The sequence below is a fragment of the Rhodosalinus sp. genome, assembly GCF_041685465.1.
Lineage (GTDB): Bacteria > Pseudomonadota > Alphaproteobacteria > Rhodobacterales > Rhodobacteraceae > Rhodosalinus.
This window is the reverse complement of record NZ_JAWLFS010000034.1, coordinates 1-18053: the sequence shown is the minus strand read 5'-3', so window position 1 is coordinate 18053 and position 18053 is coordinate 1. Positions and strand designations below refer to the sequence as shown.

The 18053-nt window shown below is 69.8% G+C and carries 19 protein-coding genes and 1 tRNA gene; 14 read left to right on the top strand and 6 right to left on the bottom strand.

Annotated elements, in window-relative coordinates; all coding sequences use genetic code 11:
- The coding region (locus tag ACESL7_RS03905) for a PAS domain-containing protein (protein ID WP_372891646.1) at positions 1-474 on the bottom strand (474 nt) is incomplete at its 3' end.
- Between the two features lie 356 nt (positions 475-830).
- Here ACESL7_RS03905 and ACESL7_RS03900 point away from each other — a divergent pair.
- The 11 genes from ACESL7_RS03900 to ACESL7_RS03850 all read left to right on the top strand — a co-directional run bounded on the left by ACESL7_RS03900 (position 831) and on the right by ACESL7_RS03850 (position 11062).
- The gene (locus ACESL7_RS03900) at positions 831-2810 is read left to right on the top strand and encodes an AMP-binding protein (protein WP_372891644.1); all 1980 of its coding nucleotides are present in this window, start codon (positions 831-833) and stop codon (positions 2808-2810) included.
- Positions 2811-2913: 103 nt separating this feature from the next.
- Positions 2914-3171 carry a hypothetical protein gene (locus ACESL7_RS03895; RefSeq protein WP_372891642.1) on the top strand — a complete coding sequence of 86 codons (258 nt, stop codon included), beginning with the start codon at positions 2914-2916 and terminating at the stop codon, positions 3169-3171.
- Between the two features lie 113 nt (positions 3172-3284).
- Positions 3285-4043, top strand: a complete 759-nt coding sequence (locus ACESL7_RS03890; RefSeq protein ID WP_372891648.1) for an ABC transporter ATP-binding protein — start codon at positions 3285-3287, stop codon at positions 4041-4043.
- Positions 4044-4108: 65 nt separating this feature from the next.
- Positions 4109-4474 carry a hypothetical protein gene (locus ACESL7_RS03885; RefSeq protein WP_372891640.1) on the top strand — a complete coding sequence of 122 codons (366 nt, stop codon included), beginning with the start codon at positions 4109-4111 and terminating at the stop codon, positions 4472-4474.
- Between the two features lie 45 nt (positions 4475-4519).
- On the top strand, positions 4520-5506 hold the full coding sequence (locus tag ACESL7_RS03880; protein WP_372891639.1) for a branched-chain amino acid ABC transporter permease: 987 nt from the start codon (positions 4520-4522) through the stop codon (positions 5504-5506).
- 4 nt (positions 5507-5510) lie between these two features.
- Positions 5511-5783 carry a hypothetical protein gene (locus ACESL7_RS03875; RefSeq protein ID WP_372891637.1) on the top strand — a complete coding sequence of 91 codons (273 nt, stop codon included), beginning with the start codon at positions 5511-5513 and terminating at the stop codon, positions 5781-5783.
- Positions 5770-6846 (top strand): branched-chain amino acid ABC transporter permease, encoded by a 1077-nt coding sequence (locus ACESL7_RS03870; protein ID WP_372891635.1) that lies wholly within the window; start codon positions 5770-5772, stop codon positions 6844-6846. Before ACESL7_RS03875 ends, ACESL7_RS03870 begins: the two co-directional genes overlap by 14 nt.
- Positions 6847-6908: 62 nt before the next feature.
- On the top strand, positions 6909-8195 hold the full coding sequence (locus ACESL7_RS03865; protein ID WP_372891633.1) for an ABC transporter substrate-binding protein: 1287 nt from the start codon (positions 6909-6911) through the stop codon (positions 8193-8195).
- A gap of 96 nt (positions 8196-8291) precedes the next feature.
- Positions 8292-9116 carry an ABC transporter ATP-binding protein gene (locus tag ACESL7_RS03860; protein ID WP_372891631.1) on the top strand — a complete coding sequence of 275 codons (825 nt, stop codon included), beginning with the start codon at positions 8292-8294 and terminating at the stop codon, positions 9114-9116.
- Positions 9117-9182: 66 nt separating this feature from the next.
- Complete coding sequence (locus tag ACESL7_RS03855; RefSeq protein WP_372891629.1) at positions 9183-9827, top strand: hypothetical protein; 645 nt, start codon at positions 9183-9185, stop codon at positions 9825-9827.
- The gene (locus ACESL7_RS03850; RefSeq protein ID WP_372891627.1) at positions 9824-11062 is read left to right on the top strand and encodes a phenylacetate--CoA ligase family protein; all 1239 of its coding nucleotides are present in this window, start codon (positions 9824-9826) and stop codon (positions 11060-11062) included. The genes ACESL7_RS03855 and ACESL7_RS03850 overlap by 4 nt, the downstream gene beginning before the upstream one ends.
- A 78-nt stretch (positions 11063-11140) precedes the next feature.
- Here the strand turns inward: ACESL7_RS03850 and ACESL7_RS03845 are convergent, their stop codons facing one another.
- The 3 genes from ACESL7_RS03845 to ACESL7_RS03835 all read right to left on the bottom strand — a co-directional run bounded on the left by ACESL7_RS03845 (position 11141) and on the right by ACESL7_RS03835 (position 13349).
- Positions 11141-12919 carry an alpha/beta fold hydrolase gene (locus ACESL7_RS03845; RefSeq protein WP_372891625.1) on the bottom strand — a complete coding sequence of 593 codons (1779 nt, stop codon included), beginning with the start codon at positions 12917-12919 and terminating at the stop codon, positions 11141-11143.
- A gap of 158 nt (positions 12920-13077) precedes the next feature.
- Positions 13078-13203: a type B 50S ribosomal protein L36 gene (ykgO, locus tag ACESL7_RS03840; RefSeq protein ID WP_115979325.1), complete on the bottom strand. Its 126-nt coding sequence runs from the start codon at positions 13201-13203 to the stop codon at positions 13078-13080.
- Positions 13204-13274: 71 nt separating this feature from the next.
- Positions 13275-13349: transfer RNA gene (locus tag ACESL7_RS03835), tRNA-Val, on the bottom strand.
- Between the two features lie 151 nt (positions 13350-13500).
- Between ACESL7_RS03835 and ACESL7_RS03830 the strand changes: the two genes are divergently transcribed.
- Positions 13501-14370, top strand: coding sequence for an N-formylglutamate amidohydrolase (locus ACESL7_RS03830; protein WP_372891623.1), 870 nt, complete (start codon positions 13501-13503; stop codon positions 14368-14370).
- A 7-nt stretch (positions 14371-14377) separates the two neighbouring features.
- Here the strand turns inward: ACESL7_RS03830 and ACESL7_RS03825 are convergent, their stop codons facing one another.
- Together ACESL7_RS03825 and pyrF are read right to left on the bottom strand one after the other, a co-directional pair.
- A complete protein-coding gene (locus ACESL7_RS03825; protein ID WP_372891621.1) occupies positions 14378-15634 on the bottom strand; it encodes a DNA polymerase IV in 1257 nt (418 codons plus the stop codon).
- A gap of 44 nt (positions 15635-15678) precedes the next feature.
- Positions 15679-16383 carry an orotidine-5'-phosphate decarboxylase gene (pyrF, locus tag ACESL7_RS03820; RefSeq protein ID WP_372891619.1) on the bottom strand — a complete coding sequence of 235 codons (705 nt, stop codon included), beginning with the start codon at positions 16381-16383 and terminating at the stop codon, positions 15679-15681.
- A 134-nt stretch (positions 16384-16517) separates the two neighbouring features.
- Here pyrF and ACESL7_RS03815 point away from each other — a divergent pair, with 134 nt between their 5' ends.
- Positions 16518-16667: a hypothetical protein gene (locus tag ACESL7_RS03815; RefSeq protein WP_372891617.1), complete on the top strand. Its 150-nt coding sequence runs from the start codon at positions 16518-16520 to the stop codon at positions 16665-16667.
- 126 nt (positions 16668-16793) lie between these two features.
- On the top strand, positions 16794-18053 hold a 1260-nt coding region (locus ACESL7_RS03810; protein WP_372891615.1), incomplete at its 3' end, for a Clp protease N-terminal domain-containing protein.

Below are 18053 nucleotides of genomic sequence, written 5' to 3'. Positions count from 1 at the left end.
GAGCTGGCGGTTCGCCGCGGCGAGCTCCTCGGCATGCGCGATGAGCTGGTCGGACAGCTCCTCGGAGCGCGCGCGCAGCAGCGCCTCGTGCTGCTTCGTGGGCGTGATGTCGGTGTAGACCGAGACCCAGCCACCCTCCGGCAGCGGCGTGCCCTCCACGCTGATCGTGCGCCCGTTGGCGCGCGTGCGCTCCATGTAATGCGGCTGAAAGCGGCGGGCGACCTCGACCCGCGCGCGCACCGCCTCCTCCTCGTCCGCGACAGGCCCGTATTCGCCGCGGCGCACGAGAAAACGGATGGTGTCCTCGAAGCGCGCGCCGGGCGTGACGAGCCGCGCGGGCAGATCGAACATCTCCTGGAAGCGGCGGTTGCAGGCTGCGAGGTGCAGGTCGCTGTCGTAGATCGACAGCGCCTGCTGAATGAGGTTCAGCCCGGCGGTCATCAGAGCCTGCGTGCGGTCGGCGCGCGGGGCCATGGCGATGGTCTCCTCCCGACGCCATGGCTAGCACTCCCGCCCGCGCGCGCAAAGTCCGTCGCGTCCGGCCTCCGGTCCCGCGGCGCTGCCGGAGACACTCCGCCGATCCCCGCACCCGGCCCGCCGGTCCCGGAAAACCCCGGCACCTTCTTCTTGGGTCAAATATCCTCGGGGGTGAATTGGCCGCAGGCCAAGAGGGGGCAGACAGCCCCCTGCCGCCGGACGCGGACCGTGCCGCCGCCTGTTACAATTCGCAAGATTTCGGACATGATGCGGAAAGAATAGCGCCGCAGCCTGTCGTCAACGGCCCGACAGAGGCCGCCCGGCCGGGACGGGCCGGGCAGGGAGGAGGCATCGTGACCCAGACCGTCGCCGACCGGGCGAAACCGGAGTCCATCCCCGCGCTGCTCGCGCAGAATGTCGCCCGCGTCGGCGACAAGCCGGCCTATCGCGAGAAGGAATTCGGGATCTGGCAGAGCTGGACCTGGGCCGAGACCGCGCGCGAGATCGAGGCGGTCGCGCTCGGTCTTTTGAACCTGGGCGTGGCCGAGGGCGATTTCGTCGCCGTCATCGGGCGCAATCGACCCTGTCTCTACTGGGCGATGGTCGCGGCGCAGTCCGTCGGCGCGATACCGGTGCCGCTCTACCAGGATTCGGGCGCCGAGGAGATGGCCTATGTCATGGACCATTGCGGCGCGCGCTTCGCCGTGGTCGCCGACCAGGAGCAGGTGGACAAGCTGATCGAGGTGCAGGAGCGCCTCCACCAGCTCGAGCACATCATCTACGTCGACCCGCGGGGGCTTCGGAAATACGACCACGCGCGGCTGCATCAGTTCAGCCACGTGCAGAACCAGGGCCGCGCGGCCGAGGAGGAGTTCGCGCCGGAGCTCGAGCGCCGGCGCGCGCGGCTTCGCTACGACGATACCTGCGTGATGCTCTACACCTCCGGCACCACCGGCAAGCCCAAGGGCGTGGTGCTCTCGAACCGCAACATCATCGAGACCGCGAAGGCCTCGGCGGAGTTCGACGGTCTCCGCCCCGACGAGGAAATCCTCGCCTATCTGCCGATGGCCTGGGTGGGCGACTTCATCTTCTCGGTCGGGCAGGCCTACTGGTGCGGGTTCTGCGTGAACTGCCCCGAGTCCGAGGACACCATGATGACCGATCTGCGCGAGATCGGGCCGACCTACTACTTCGCGCCGCCGCGCATCTTCGAGACGCAGCTGACCACCGTGATGATCCGGATGGAGGACGCCGGCCGGATCAAGAAGTGGCTCTTCGACACCTTCATGGCGCATGCCCGGAAGGTCGGGCCGGCGATCCTCGACGGCGAGGAGGTGAGCGCCTGGGACCGCTTCAAGTACAGGCTGGGCTCGGTCTTCGTCTACGGGCCCCTGAAGAACGTGCTCGGCATGTCGCGCATTCGCGTGGGCTACACCGCCGGCGAGGCGATCGGGCCGGAGATCTTCGATTTCTACCGCTCCCTCGGCATCAACCTGAAGCAGCTCTACGGCCAGACCGAGGCGAGCGTCTTCATCACGCAGCAGCCCGACGGCGAGGTGCGGTCCGACACGGTGGGCGTGCCCTCCCCGGGCGTCGAGGTTGAGGTGCGCGAGAACGGCGAGGTCTACTACCGCTCTCCGGGCGTCTTCGTGGAGTACTACAAGAACCCCGATTCCACCGCCGACACCAAGGACCCCGACGGCTGGGTGGCCACCGGCGACGCGGGCTTCTTCGAGCCGGACACCGGGCACCTGCGGATCATCGACCGCGCCAAGGACGTGGCCAAGATGGCCTCGGGCGACCTCTTCGCGCCCAAGTACGTCGAGAACAAGCTCAAGTTCTACCCGAACATCCTCGAGGCGGTGGTCTTCGGCGCCGGGCGCGACCGGTGCTGCGCCTTCGTCAACATCGATCTCAGCGCCGTGGGCAACTGGGCCGAGCGCAACAACATCGCCTACGCGAGCTACCAGGAGCTCGCCGGTCACCCGCAGGTGCTCGACATGATCCAGGAGCACGTCGAGGAGGTGAACCGCTCGATCGCCGGGGACGAGATGCTCTCGGCCTGCCAGGTTCACCGCTTCCTCGTGCTGCACAAGGAGCTGGATGCCGACGACGGGGAGCTCACGCGCACCCGCAAGGTGCGCCGCAAGGTGATCGGCGAGAAGTTCGACGATCTGGTGACCGCGCTCTACGACGGCTCCGACAGTGTCTACACCGAGACGGAGGTCACCTACGAGGACGGCCGCAAGGGCAGCATCAAGGCCACGCTCGAGATCCGCGACGCCAAGGTGGTGCCCGTGGCCGCGCCGGGCAAGAAAGAGGCAGCGGAATGAGGGGCGGGGCCGCTCTTCCGCCCTCGCGGGCGTCATCGCGCCGCCGAGGAGCGCCCGAACGGGCGCGAGGAGGCGCCGTCGCCGCGGGCGGGAAGGCCCCGGCATGAATGACGCCTCGATGGTATTGCCGGCCGCCGCGGTTGCGCTCGTCGGGCTCGCGCTTGCGGCCGCGATCGGCCGGATGGCCCGACGTTCCTGGGTTCCGGGACTTTCCGGGGCCGTCACCGGCGGCTGCGGGATCGGTGCCGTGCAACTCGCGGGCTACGGCGACATCGGACTGCTGCCCCTCGCGGGGCTGCTCGTGGTCTACGGGGTGGTGGTCGGCGGCGTGACGCTTTTGGCGGGAGGGGGACGCGAATGAGCGATCCGGCAGTGAGCCGCGAAGTTCTGGATGCGGCGATCCACGAGAGCGGCCACGGCGCCGCGGCGGAGGATCACGTCACCGAGGACGGCCGCAGGATCGGCGGCGTGGTGATGGAAATGAAGAACATCACGCTGCGCTTCGGCGGCGTGACGGCGATCAAGGACATCTCCTTCGACATCCGCGAGGGCGAGATCCGCGCGATCATCGGGCCGAACGGGGCGGGCAAGTCCTCGATGCTGAACGTGATCTCGGGCTTCTACGTGCCCCAGGAGGGCGAGGTCTGGTTCCGCGGCGCGCGGCGGCCTCAGATGAAGCCCTACCAGGTCGCGCGGCAGGGCATCGCCCGCACCTTCCAGAACATCGCGCTCTTCGACGGGATGAGCGTGCTCGACAACGTGATGACCGGCCGGCTCACCCACATGAAACAGGGCATCCTCGCGCAGGCGGTCTGGAAGGGGCCGGCCGAGCGCGAGGAGGTCGAGAACCGCGAGAAGGCCGAGAAGATCATCGACTTTCTCGAGATCCAGCACATCCGCAAGACGCCGGTCTCGCGGCTGCCCTACGGCCTCAAGAAGCGGGTCGAGCTCGCCCGCGCGCTGGTGTCGGAGCCCACGATCCTGCTCCTCGACGAGCCGATGGCGGGCATGAACGTCGAGGAGAAGGAGGACATGTGCCGCTTCGTGCTCGACGTGAACGACGAGTTCGGCACCACCATCGCGCTCATCGAGCACGACATGGGCGTCGTCATGGACCTCTCCGACCGGGTCGTGGTCATGGACTACGGCCGGAAGATCGGGGACGGCACGCCCGACGCGGTCCGCAACAACCAGGAGGTCATCGACGCCTACCTGGGGGTGTCGCATGACTGACCTCCCGCGATGGACCCGTGGCCCGGCCTGCGCGCTTGTCTTCCCGACGGGCAAGGAGGACCGACATGGCCGACATGACATGGACGAAGCGCCGGCTCGCCGAGATCCTGAACGAGGATCGCGGGCTTACGGACGAGGTGGCCGCGCCGGCCGCGGAGTTCACCGAGGCGGACCTGACGGAACTGCCGCACCGCGAGCGGGAGGCCGCGCTCTCGGCCTTCGCGCGCGCCGTGCGGGAGAGCCGGGACGCCCGCGCCGGGCAGGGCCTGCAGGGCGAGGACGTGCCGGACTACAAGGCGCAGGACATCCGGCAGGGGCTGAGGGGCGCGCGCGCCGCGCTCGAGGCCTTCCCGGCCGGGGAGCGCTCCGCGCGGGGCGACATCCTGCTTGCGAACTGCCAGTGCCGGCCGCTCGGCGCGCCGGAGATCTGACGCAGCCCGGCGGCGCAGCGGCGCCGGGCGAGGGGAGGGGGGGCCATGCCTGAACAGTTTTTCTGGGGCATCGAGGTCGTGCTGAACGGCCTGATGGCCGGCGTCCTGTATGCGCTGGTCGCGCTCGGTTTCGTGCTGATCTTCAAGGCGAGCGGCATCTTCAACTACGCGCAGGGCGTGCTCGCGCTCTTCGCCGCGCTGACGCTCGTGGGCATCATGGACGGGCAGGTGCCCTTCGCGCATCTGATCAACGCGGTCTTCGGCACGAAGGTTCACCACTTCGGCTGGCACCTGCCGGCGCTGGCCGCGATCCTGCTGACCGCTCTGGTGATGGTCGCGCTCGCCTGGGCGGTGCAGCGCTTCATCTTCCGCCACCTCATCGGGCAGGAGCCGATCATCCTCTTCATGGCGACGATCGGGCTCGCCTATTTCCTCGAGGGACTGGGCGACCTCATGTGGGGCGCGAGCATCAAGAACCTCGAGGTCGGGCTGCCGCAGGGGATCAACGCCACCATCGACGAGCTCACCTACGAGTGGTTCGGCTACGGCTTCTTCATCGACAATCTCGACATCGCGGCCACGCTGATCGCCGCCGCCATGGTGACGGTGCTGATCCTCTTCGCGCAGTACACCAAGCAGGGCCGCGCGATGCGCGCAGTGGCCGACGACCACCAGGCGGCATTGTCGGTCGGCGTCTCGCTCAACTTCATCTGGATCATGGTCTGGTCGCTCGCGGGGCTCGTGGCGCTGGTGGCCGGGATCATGTGGGGCACCAAGATGGGCGTGCAGTTCTCGCTCTCGCTCATCGCGCTCAAGGCGCTGCCGGTGCTGATGCTGGGCGGCTTCACCTCGATCCCCGGCGCGATCGTGGGCGGGCTGATCATCGGGGTGGGCGAGAAGCTCTTCGAGTTCCTGATCGGCCCGATGCTGGGCGGGGCGACGGACAACTGGTTCGCCTACGTCCTCGCGCTCGTCTTCCTCGTCTTCCGGCCGCAGGGGCTGTTCGGCGAGAAGATCATCGAGAGGGTGTGACGCCGTGCGCAAGCTCCTCGCCATCGTCAACGTGATCGCCTGGTCGGGCTTCTGGGCCTTCGGCTACCTCGCGCTCGCGGCCGAGGGGCTGACGGCGACGCAGGTCTCGGTGGCGGCGCTGATCGCCTTCGCCGGGCTGATGACGGGCGTCGGGGCGTGGATCCGGATCGCGCGCATGGCGGAAGAAACGGGCGACGCGCCCCGCTCCGGCCCCTTGCCGGCGGAGGTGCGGGAGGCCGCACAGGCGAAATGGGAGGACAGTGATGCTCTACCGTGAGGCGGGCGACTTCAAGACGAGCTACGTCGCGGACGGGCAGACCTTCCCGATCCGCTTCGATCGCTGGCGCTATTACGCGGTGCTCGCGGTGGCCTTCGCCATCGTGCCCTTCGTCGTCGACGACTACTGGGCCAACGCCGTGCTGCTGCCCTTCCTGATCTATGCCATCGCGGCCATCGGGCTGAACATCCTGACGGGTTACTGCGGGCAGGTGAGCCTCGGGACCGGGGGCTTCATGGCTGTGGGCGCCTATGCCTGCTACAAGCTGATGACCGCCTTCCCGGACATCTCGATCCTGATCCACATCGTGCTCGCCGGCGGGATCACGGCGGCGGTGGGGGTGTTCTTCGGGCTGCCCTCGCTCCGGATCAAGGGGTTCTACCTCGCGGTGGCGACGCTCGCCGCGCAGTTCTTCCTCGTCTGGCTCTTCAACAGGGTGCCGTGGTTCTACAACTACTCCGCCTCGGGCCAGATCACCGCGCCGGAGCGCACGGTGCTGGGCATCGCGGTGACCGGGCCCAACGCATCGGCCTGGGCGGCCTATCTCGTCTGCCTGGTCTTCGTCGCGCTCGTCGCGCTCGTGGCGCGCAACCTGACGCGCGGCAAGCAGGGCCGGCAGTGGATGGCGATCCGAGACATGGACATCGCGGCCGAGATCATCGGGGTGAACCCGCTGGCGGCGAAGCTTTCGGCCTTCGCGGTCTCGTCCTTCTTCATCGGGATCGCGGGGGCGCTCTTCTTCTCCGTCTACCTCGGCGCGGTCGAGGTCGGCGAGGCCTTCGGCATCCAGAAGTCCTTCCTGATCCTGTTCATGGTGATCATCGGCGGGCTCGGCTCGATCTTCGGCAGCTTCGCGGGCGCGGCCTTCCTCGTGCTGCTGCCGGTCTTCCTGAAGAACGTGCTGGTGGGCGGGCTCGGCTGGCCCTCCGACATCGCCGCGCATCTCGAGTTCGTGATCGTGGGCGGGCTCATCATCGTCTTTCTGGTGGCCGAGCCGCACGGGCTGGCCCAGCTCTGGCGCCTCGCGAAGGAGAAGCTGAGGCTCTGGCCCTTCCCCTACTGAGGGACGGGCGCGGCGGCGCGTAGTGCCGCAAGTCAACGACGACCAAGAGGGAGGAGGACCCCATGAAGACGAAACTGACCGCTGCGGCGCTCGCCGCCAGCATGGCCGCCGGTCCGGCGCTCGCCGATCTGGTGTTCCCGGATCTGAGCTATCGTACCGGCCCCTATGCCTCCGGCGGCATCCCGTTCTCGGACGGTTACCGCGACTACTTCACGCTGGTGAACGAGCGTGACGGCGGCATCGGCGGCGTGGAGGCCCGCGTCATCGAGTGCGAGACGGCCTACAACACGGAAAAGGGCGTCGAGTGCTACGAGGCGACGCGGGACGAGGGGGCGCTCATCTATCAGCCGCTCTCCACCGGGATCACCTATCAGCTGATCCCGAAGGTGCAGGCCGACGGCATCCCGCTCCACACGATGGGCTATGGCCGTACCTCCGCCAAGAACGGCGAGGTCTTCAAGTGGGTGTTCAACTATCCCGCCAACTACTGGGACGGCGCCTCGGTCGCGATCAAGCACCTTCTGGACGAGAACGGCGGCGACCTTTCGGGCAAGGACATCACGCTGCTCTACCACAATTCCGCCTACGGCAAGGAGCCGATCCGCACCCTCGAGGACCTTGCCGAGAAGCATGACTACAACCTCTCGACCATCGCGGTCGACCATCCGGGCCAGGAACAGAAGAGCCAGTGGATCCAGATCCGGCGTGAACGCCCCGACTACGTGATCATGTGGGGTTGGGGCGTCATGAACCAGGTCGCGGTGCAGGAGGCCGCCAACGTCCGTTTCCCGATGGAGAACTTCATCGGCAACTGGTGGGCGGGCGCCGAGCATGACGTGACCCCGGCGGGTCAGGCCGCCGACGGCTACAAGGCGCTCAACATGAACCGGATCGTGGACTACCCGGTCTTCGACGACATTCAGGAGCATGTCATCGACGCCGGCCTCGCCGCGGGCGACGGATCCAACCTCGGCAAGGTGCTCTACACCCGCGGCATGTATGCCGCGATGCTCGCCGTGGAGGCCGCCAAGACCGCGCAGGAGATGCACGACACCACCGATATCGACGCCGCGATGATGCGCGACGGGATGGAGGCGCTCGAGATGACCGAGGCCCGGATGGAAGAGCTCGGCATGCCGGGCATCGGGCCGGAGTTCGCGGTCTCCTGCTCGAACCACGGCGGCTCGGGCGGCAGCATCGTGCAGCAGTGGGACGCCTCCGCCGGCGAGTGGGAGCCGATCACCGACTACATCCAGCCCGACGACGAGGTGCTCGACCCGCTCGTCGAGGACGACTCCATGGCCTTCGCCGAGGAGAACGACATCGAGCTCCGCTGCAACGAGAGCTGAGACGCGGCGCCCCGGCCGCTTGGGCCGGGGTGCGACGGACCGACAGGGGGCGCGGGCGGCGTGGCCGCCCCGCCCGACCCAGCAAGCGAGGCGAGGATGTTCGACGCAGGCCGTACCGACCAGGCCCTTCTCGAGGTCAACAACGTCGAGGTGATCTACAACCACGTGATCCTCGTCCTGAAGGGCGTCAGCCTCTCCGTGCCCAAGGGCGGCATCGTCGCCCTTCTCGGCGGTAACGGCGCGGGCAAGACCACGACGCTCAAGGCGATATCGAACCTGCTCGCCTCCGAGCGGGGCGAGGTCACCAAGGGCTCCATCGTCTACAAGGGCGAGCCGGTGCAGGACCTGCCGCCCTCCGCGCTCGTCAAGCGCGGCGTCATCCAGGTGATGGAGGGGCGCCACTGCTTCGAGCACCTGACGGTCGAGGAGAACCTGCTGACCGGCGCCTACACCCGCTCCGCCAGCCGGGCCGAGATCCAGAGCGATCTGGACCTCGTCTACGAGTATTTCCCGCGCCTGAAGAACGTGCGCCGCAGCCAGGCGGGTTATACCTCGGGCGGTGAGCAGCAGATGACCGCGATCGGCCGCGCGCTGATGTCCCGGCCCGAGATGATCCTGCTCGACGAGCCGTCGATGGGCCTCGCGCCGCAGCTCGTGGAGCAGATCTTCGAGATCGTGAAATCGGTGAACGAGAACGAGGGCGTGACCTTCCTGCTCGCCGAGCAGAACACCAACGTCGCGCTGCGTTTCGCGCGTTACGGCTACATCCTCGAATCGGGGCGCGTGGTGATGGACGGCCCGGCCGACGACCTGCGCGAGAACCCGGACGTGAAGGAATTCTATCTCGGTGTCTCGGACGAGGGCCGCAAGAGCTTCCGCGACGTGCGCAGCTACCGCCGGCGCAAGCGCTGGCTGGCCTGATGGCCGCCGCGCGGGACCCCGGCCGCGGCTGCGCCGTTCCCCCTGCGTCAGCGAACGGAGGTGGAGATGGCGCGTAAAGAGATTGTCAGGGCCTTGGTCGAGGATCAGGGCCGGCTCTGGAGCGAGGAGATCGGCGCGCGGATCGACGCGGACACGCCGGACGAGTGGTTCCACTGGTTGCTCGGCGCGCTTCTCATGTCGGCGCGCATCAGCGCCACGCAGGCCACGCAGGCCGCGGGCGCGTTGAAGGTGGAAGAGCTGAACACGGTGCAGGGCCTCCTCGAGAGCGACCGGGATCAGCGCATCCGCGTCTTGAACGAGAACGGCTACGCCCGCTTCGACAACCGTGGCGCGGATCAGATCATGGCCGCGGCCGAGCGCGTGAGCGACGCCTACGATGGCGATCTGCGCCGGCTCCGCGCCGAGGGCGGCGACGCGGCCGGCATCCGCGCGCGGCTCAAGGCGTTCGACGGCATTGGCGAGGTGGGCGCGGAGATCTTCGCGCGCGAGGCGCAGCTCGTCTGGGACGAGGTCTTCCCGACGGCGGACGACCATGCGCTGGAAGAGGCGCGTGCGCTCGGCCTGCCCGACCGGCCGGAAGATCTGGCGCAGATCGCGGGTGGGCGCGAGCGGTATGTCCGGCTGATCGCGGGGCTGACGCGCGCGTGGCTCGACGGCCCGACGGACAGAGTGAAGGAGGCGGCGGCATGAAGGACAGACCGGGGAGCGGGACGCATTTCGACGCGCTGGAGACGCGCAGCGCCGAGGACCGCGCGGCGTGGCTCGCGGAGGAATTGCCGCGGCAGGTGGCGCTCGCACGCTCGCTGCCGGGCTACGCGGGCGCGCTCGACGCGGTGGAGCCCGACGCGATCACCACGCGCGACGCGCTCGCCGCGCTGCCCGTGCTGCGCAAGGCGCGCCTCGGCCACGCGCAGGGCGCCGACGCGCCCTTCGGCGGCTACACCGCGCGCCCGGTGCAGGGGTTCGCGCATGTCTTCCAGTCGCCGGGGCCGATCTACGAGCCCGGCGGCGACGCGCCCGACTGGTGGCGCATGGGCCGCTTCCTGCATGCCTGCGGGGTGGGGCAGGACGACGTCGTGCAGAACTGCTTCGGCTATCACCTGACACCCGCCGGCATGATCTTCGAGAGCGGCGCGCGCGCGGTGGGCGCGACGGTGCTCCCGGCGGGCACCGGGCAGACCGAGCTTCAGGTGCGCGCGGCGGCCGACATCGGCTGCACCGCCTACGCCGGCACGCCGGACTACCTGAAGGCGATCCTCGAGAAGGCCGACGAGATGGGCGAGACGCTGCGCATCGAGAAGGCCGCGGTGGGCGGCGGCGCGCTCTTCCCCTCGCTCCGGCAATACTACGCCGACCGCGGCATCGCCTGCCTGCAGTGCTACGCCACCGCCGATCTGGGCAACATCGCCTACGAGAGCGCGGCGCAGGAGGGCATGATCGTCGACGAGCACGTGATCGTCGAGATCGTCACCCCCGGCACCGGCGACCCGGTCCCCGACGGCGAGGTGGGCGAGGTCGTGGTGACCACGCTCAACCGCGACTATCCGCTGATCCGCTTCGCCACCGGCGACCTCTCGGCGGTGCTGCCGGGCGAGAGCCCCTGCGGGCGCACCAACATGCGGATCAAGGGCTGGATGGGCCGCGCCGACCAGACCACCAAGATCAAGGGCATGTTCGTCCGCCCCGAGCAGGTCGCGGCGCTGGTCGCGCGTCATGACGAGATCGCGCGCGCCCGGGTCGTGGTCACCCGCGAGGACGAGCGCGACGTGATGACCGTGCAGCTGGAGGCCACGGGCGGCGAGCCCGCGGTCTTCGAGGCGAGCGTCGCCGAGATCCTCAAGCTCCGCGGCGCGGTCGAGGTCGTCGCCCCCGGCGCGCTGCCGCGCGACGGGCTCGTGATCGAGGACAGGCGCAAGTACGACTGAGGGTGAGGGCCGCTCCTCGGCCCATGCCGGGCCTCCTCGCTGCGAAGAGGCCCGGTCAGGGCCGATGAGCGCGGCGCGTCAGGTCTGGAAGACGTAGGTCCCCGGTGCCGGCGCGAGCGGCTTCAGGCCCTTGCCGGGCGCGCCCATCGGCGGCGGCGCGACGCGTTCGCCGCTCATCCGGCCGAGCCACGCGCCCCATTCCGGCCACCACGACCCGTCCTTCTGCTCGGCATGGTCGAGCCAGGTGTCCGGGTCCATGTAGAGCGCGCCCGGCGGGCGGTGACCCACGCGGTAGCGCCGGCCGCGGTGGCCGGGCTCCGAGACGATGCCGCCGTTGTGCCCCCCGCTCGTCAGCACGAATTGCATGTCCACGTCGGTGAAGAGCTTCGCCTTGTAGACCGAGCGCCACGGCGCGATGTGGTCGGATTCCGTCCCCACCGCGAAGATCGGCGCTGACAGGTCGCGCAGTGCCACGATCCGGCCGTCCACTGCGTAACGCCCTGAGGTCAAACGATTCTCCATGAAGAGGCCGCGCAGGTATTCGCCGTGCATCTGCGCCGGCATCCGCGTCGCGTCACGGTTCCAGACGAGGATGTCGGCGTCCGGGTCCTCGCGCCCCATCAGGTAGCGGCCGACCGACCGGGTCCAGATCAGGTCCTCGGCGCGCAGCGCCTGGAAGGCGCCGGCCATCTGGCGGGAATCGAGCGTCCCCTGATCCCACATCATGTCCTCGAGGAAGGCGAGCTGGCTGTCGTCCACGAAGAGCAGAAGCTCGCCCGCCTCGGCGAAGTCGGTCTGCGCCGCCAGCAGCGAGATCGAGGCGAGCCGGTCGTCGCCGTCGCGCGCCATCGCCGCCGCCGCGATCGAGAGCATCGTGCCGCCGAGGCAGTAGCCGCAGGCGTGGACCTTCGGCGACCCGGTGATCGTGCTCACCGCGTCCAGCGCGGCCATCACGCCGTCGCGGCGGTAATCCTCGAGCCCGAGGTCGCGGTGCTCCGCCGTCGGGTTGAACCAGGAGATCGCGAAGACCGTGTAGCCCTGCCCAACCAGCCAGTTGATCAGCGAATTGTGCGGCTGCAGGTCGAGGATGTAGTATTTCATGATCCAGGCCGGCACGATCAGAACCGGCTCAGGGTGCACCGTCTCGGTCTGCGGGCTGTACTGGATCAGCTCCATGATCTCGTTGCGGTAGACCACCTGCCCCGGCGTGCAGGCGAGCGTCTCGCCGACGCGGAAGCGGCTTTCGGGCGCGACGGGTTCGCCCGTAAGCTCGCCGAGCACGTCGGCCTGCAGGTTGCGCCAGCCGTCGATCAGCGCATGACCGCCCGTCTCGCGCATCGTCTCGAGGATCTCGGGATTGAGCGCCGGCGCGTTCGAGGGCGCCACCGCGTCGAGCGACTGCCGCGCCATGAAGCGCACGCGCTCGGCGCTTCTGGGCCGCGCGCCGCGCAGCGGTTCGGTGGCGAGGTCGACCACATCCTGCGTGGCGAGGAAACCCTGCTGCCAGAGCGCGAAGGGCGGCCGTGCCCAGCCCTCGTGGGTGAAGCGATGATCCGTGCGATCCGGCGTGAAGGGCGCCTCCGCGAGGCCCACGGCGTGCCGCGCGAGCTTCCAGCCGTTCTGCATCGCGCGCTCGGCGATCGCCATCTGCCGCCCGGGCGCGCGCATCATGTGCGTCGCCCAGTCGGCCCAGGCCGCCCAGGCGGCATGGGGCGACAGCCCGCCGGTGATGCGCGCCTGTGCGGCGCGCGTGGCGCGGTCGAGCGTGTCGTGCGGGTGGAGGTTGTCGCGGCCGTAGCCCCCGGGGGCATCGGCCAGGCGGGAGGGGTGTCTGATCGGAATGTCGTCTCTGGGCATGGCCGCACCTTAGAGGTTTCGGGCCTCCCTCGTGTCAAGTCCCGGTGACACACGCATGACAGTGACGCCGCGAAACCGCCGCCGGTGATGAGATCAACGGCAAAAAGGCCGCCCCCTCGACCGGGAGCGGCCCGAAAACCGCGACCCTACGCCGGGCTTCAGCCCTGGCGGGCCTTGAAGCGGCGGTGGGTCTTGTTGATGACGTAGACACGCCCCTTGCGGCGCACCACGCGGCAGTCGCGATGGCGCTTCTTGAGCGAGCGCAGCGAGTTCCTGACCTTCATGGTCCTCTCCTCAGTTCGCGCGGCGCGCAGGGCGCCTCGATCGGGGTGCCGCGGGGTGCGGCGGGTCGAAATGGTGGGCGGTACTGGGATCGAACCAGTGACCCCTACGATGTCAACGTAGTGCTCTACCGCTGAGCTAACCGCCCTCGGGCCTGACGATCCGCGCCATGCCCGCAGGCCGGGCACGCGGGTCGCCGCGCCGGATGCGGGGCCTATAAAAGGAACCGGCGGGGCGTTCAAGGGCTTTTGGCGCTGCGCCCGATCGCGCTATGTTGCCTGCCAGTGACGGAGGGTGCGGTGCCTGAGGCAGCCTATCACATCGAGTTGCCGGTGCGGCGCACGTCCTGCGTCGTGTTCGCCTCGCCGCACAGCGGGCGGGACTATCCGGACGCCCTCCTGCGCCGGACGGTGCTCGACGATCTCTCGGTGCGCTCCTCCGAGGATGCCTATGTCGACCGGCTCTTCGATTGCGCGCCGGAGTTCGGCGCGCCGCTGCTCGCCGCGGGGGCGCCGCGCGCCTACGTCGATCTCAACCGGTCCGCCGAGGAACTGGATCCCGCGCTGATAGAGGGGGTGCGGCGGGGTGGCCACAACCCGCGCGTGACCTCCGGGCTCGGCGTCATTCCCCGCGTCGTGGCCAACGGTCGGGCCATCTATCGGGGCAAGCTCACGCGGGACGAGGCGGAGCGTCGCATCGCGGGCGTCTGGCGCCCCTATCACGCGGAGCTTCAGCGCCAGCTCGCCGAGGCGCACCGGAACCACGGGATGGCGGTTCTGATCGACTGTCACTCGATGCCGCACGAGGCTGTGGACGGCATCGCCCGGGCCGGTGTGCGCCGGCCGGACATCGTGCTCGGCGACCGCTTCGGGTCCTCCGCCGCGGCCGAGGTCGTGGACCGGGTGGAGGCGGCCTTCGTGGCGGCAGGGCTGAAAGTGGTGCGCAACGCGCCCTTCGCCGGCGCCTATGTCGCGCAGCACTACGGCCGGCCGTCGCGCGCGCAGCACGTCGTGCAGGTGGAGATCGACCGCGCGATCTACATGGACGAGCGCGCAATCTGCCCCAACGCGGATTTCGACGCCTTCCGCGCGCTGCTGCGCGATGTCGTCGCCGAGATCGCCGCGCTCGGGGGGGCGGGCGAGGCGACGGTACCTCTCGCGGCCGAGTAACCGGCGCTCAGCGCAGCCCGCGCCCCTTCAGGATCGCGTCGGGGCCGAAGCGCGCCCGGATGGCGTCGGCGGCGCGCTCGGCCTCTCCGCGTTTCGCCGCCTGTCGATCCAGCAGGTCGCCGGAGCGCTCCGCCTCGGCGGCCGGGCAGAGATCGGATATCCCGACGCCGAGCAGGCGATAGGCCCGCCCGGGCGGCACCGCATCGAGCAGGTGCCGGCCCGCGCGATAGATCCGGTCGGCGAGCTGCGTCGCGTCGCGCAGCGCCTGGCGCCGGGTGAGCAGCCGGAAATCCGCCTGCTTGAGCTTCAGCGTGACAACCCGCCCGGCGAGCCCCTTGGCCTTGGCGCGGTCCGCGACCTTCTCGGCCATGCGCCAGAGGTGGCCGTCGAGGATCTCCGGATCGTCGATGTCGTCCCCGAAGGTCGTCTCGTTCGAGATCGACTTGGGCGCCGAATCGGGGGAGACGCGCCGCGCGTCCTCGCCGCGGGCGAGGTGCCAGAGCCGTGGACCCATGGACCCGAAGCGCGCCTCGAGTGCCGATTTCTCCCAGCGGCGCAGGTCGGCGAAACGGTGGATGCCGGCGCGGGTCAGCGCCTCCTGTCCGGCCTCGCCCACGCCCCAGATCGCGCGCACGGGCATGTCGGCGAGGACATCGAGCGTCTCGGCCTGCCCGATCACGGAAAAGCCGTGCGGCTTGTCGAGGTCGGAGGCCATCTTGGCGAGGAACTTGTTGTGCGAGAGCCCGATGGAGCCCGTCACGCCGAGCTCCGTCTTCATCTGCCGTACCAGCCGCGCGAGCAGCACCGCGGGCGGCGCCCCGTGCAGCCGCGCGGTGCCGGTGAGATCGAGAAACGCCTCGTCGAGCGAGAGCGGCTCCACCGCCGGCGTGAGCTCGGTCATCATGGCGCGGATCGCGCGGCTCACCTCGGCGTAGAGCTCCATCCGCGGCTTCAGGACCACCGCGTCAGGGCAGAGCTCGAGCGCCTTGAACATCGGCATCGCCGAGCGCACGCCGCGGATGCGTGCCACGTAGCAGGCTGTCGAGACGACGCCGCGCCGCCCGCCGCCGCCGATGACGACCGGCTTGTGCGCGAGTTCGGGGCGGTCGCGCTTCTCGACGCTGGCGTAGAAGGCGTCGCAGTCCATGTGCGCGATGGAGAGGTCGAAAAGCTCGTCGTGCGCGGTCACGCGCGGCCGCCCGCAGGCCGGGCAGCGGGCGCCGGCGTCGAAGACCTCGAGACAATCGCGGCAGAGGGCGGGCATGGGGGAAGGATGGGCGCGCGCGGGCCCGCCGTCCAGTGGCGCGCTCAGCGGGGCGGCAGCGCGTCGCGCACGGCCTCGGCCGCGGCGCGCGGGTTCGCCGCCTGCCAGACGGGGCGGCCGACGACGATGTGATCGGCCCCGGCGCGGATCGCGGCCTCGGGCGTGGCGATGCGCTTCTGGTCGCCGGCGGCGGCCTCGGCGGGGCGCACGCCGGGCGTGACGATCAGCCGGCCTGCCGCCTCCGGCAGCGCGCGGAGCGCCGCGGCCTCCTGCGGCGAGGCGATGACGCCGCCGGCGCCGGCCTCGAAGGCGCGCGCGGCGCGCTCGGCCACCAGGTCGGGCAGCCCGCCGTCGCGGATCAGCGCCGAATCGAGGTCGGCGCGGTCGAGCGAGGTGAGGATCGTGACCGCGAGGATCGTCAGGCCGGAGCCCGCCGCCCCCTCCGCCGCGGCGCGCACGACGTAAGGATCGCCGTGCACGGTCAGGAAATCGAGGTCGAAGCGGGCGAGCCCGCGCACAGCGGCCTCCACCGTGGCGCCGATGTCGAAGAGCTTCATGTCGAGGAAGATGCGCTTGCCGTGCTCGGCCTTGAGCTCGTTGGCGAGGGCGAGCCCGCCGCCCGTGAGCATGCCGAGGCCGATCTTGTAGAAGCTCACCGCCTCGCCGAGCTGCCCGGCGAGGGTGAGGCCGGCGTGCGCGTCGGGCACGTCGAGGGCGACGATGAGGCGGTCGTCGGCTTGGGCAGGCATGGGCACATCCTCCGGATCGTGCGGGGCTTGCCGCAAATCGCGGGGCCGCACAAGACACCGGAACCGGAGCGTGCCGCACCGGTTGCGTGGACAGACGGGCGGCGTCCGCGCCGCCGCAGCGACCGGAGGACACGATGATGAAGCGCAGACGCGGCACGACGCGCATCGCGGTGGCGGTGGCGGCGATCCTGATCCTTGCCGGAATCGCGGCGATCTGGGTGGTGCGGGACGCCGACCGCGAGATGGTGACCGAGACCCCGGCCGCTGCGGAAGAGGGAAGTTGACGCGGCGGCTGTTGTCCACTTGCAACACGCCGCGCCGCTTCCCATCTCGATCCCGCGAGGCTTCCGAAGGGCCGTGCCGCCGGGCGGGCGGCCGACAGGGGGCGCTTCAAGAAGGAGAGGAATGACATGGACTTGTCGAAGTTCACGGAGCGGTCGCGCGGCTTCGTTCAGGCGGCGCAGACCATCGCGGTGCGCGAGGGGCACCAGAAACTCGCGCCCGAACACCTGCTCAAGGCGCTGATGGACGACGAGCAGGGGCTCGCCGCCAACCTGATCCGCCGCGCGGGCGGTGCGCCCGAGCGCGTGCTCGAGACGGTCGAGGCCGCGCTCGCCAAGGTGCCGCAGGTCTCGGGCAGCGGCGCGGGGCAGGTCTATCTCGACCAGCAGACCGCCAAGGTGCTCGACGAGGCGGAGAAGATCTCGAGGAAGGCAGGCGACAGCTTCGTCGCCGTGGAGCGGATTCTCACCGCGCTCGGCATGGTCAAATCACCCGCGAAGGACGCGCTGGAGGCCGGCGCGGTCAGCCCGCAGAAATTGAACGAAGCGATCAACGACCTGCGCAAGGGCCGCACGGCGGACACCGAGAGCGCCGAGGAGGGCTACGACGCGCTCCGGAAATACGCCCGCGACCTGACCGAGGCCGCCGAGCAGGGCAAGATCGACCCGATCATCGGCCGCGACGAGGAAATCCGCCGCGCCATGCAGGTCCTCAGCCGCCGGACCAAGAACAATCCCGTGCTGATCGGCGATCCCGGCGTCGGCAAGACCGCCATCGCCGAGGGCCTCGCGCTGCGCATCGTGAACGGCGACGTGCCGGAATCCCTGCGCGACAAGAAGCTGCTCGCGCTCGACATGGGCGCGCTGATCGCGGGCGCGAAGTATCGCGGCGAGTTCGAGGAGCGGCTGAAGGCGGTGCTGTCCGAGATCACCGCCGCCGCGGGCGAGATCATCCTCTTCATCGACGAGATGCACACCCTCGTCGGCGCCGGGAAGGCCGACGGCGCGATGGACGCCTCGAACCTCCTGAAGCCGGCGCTTGCGCGTGGGGAGCTGCACTGCGTCGGGGCCACCACGCTCGACGAATACCGCAAGCACGTCGAGAAGGACGCGGCGCTCGCCCGGCGGTTCCAGCCGCTTTACGTGGACGAGCCGACGATGGAGGACACGGTCTCCATCCTGCGCGGCATCAAGGAGAAATACGAGCTGCACCACGGCGTGCGCATCTCCGACAGCGCGCTGGTCGCCGCCGCGCAGCTTTCCGACCGCTACATCACCGACCGCTTCCTTCCCGACAAGGCGATCGACCTGATGGACGAGGCGGCGAGCCGCCTGCGCATGGAGGTGGACAGCAAGCCCGAGGAGCTCGACCAGCTCGACCGGCAGATC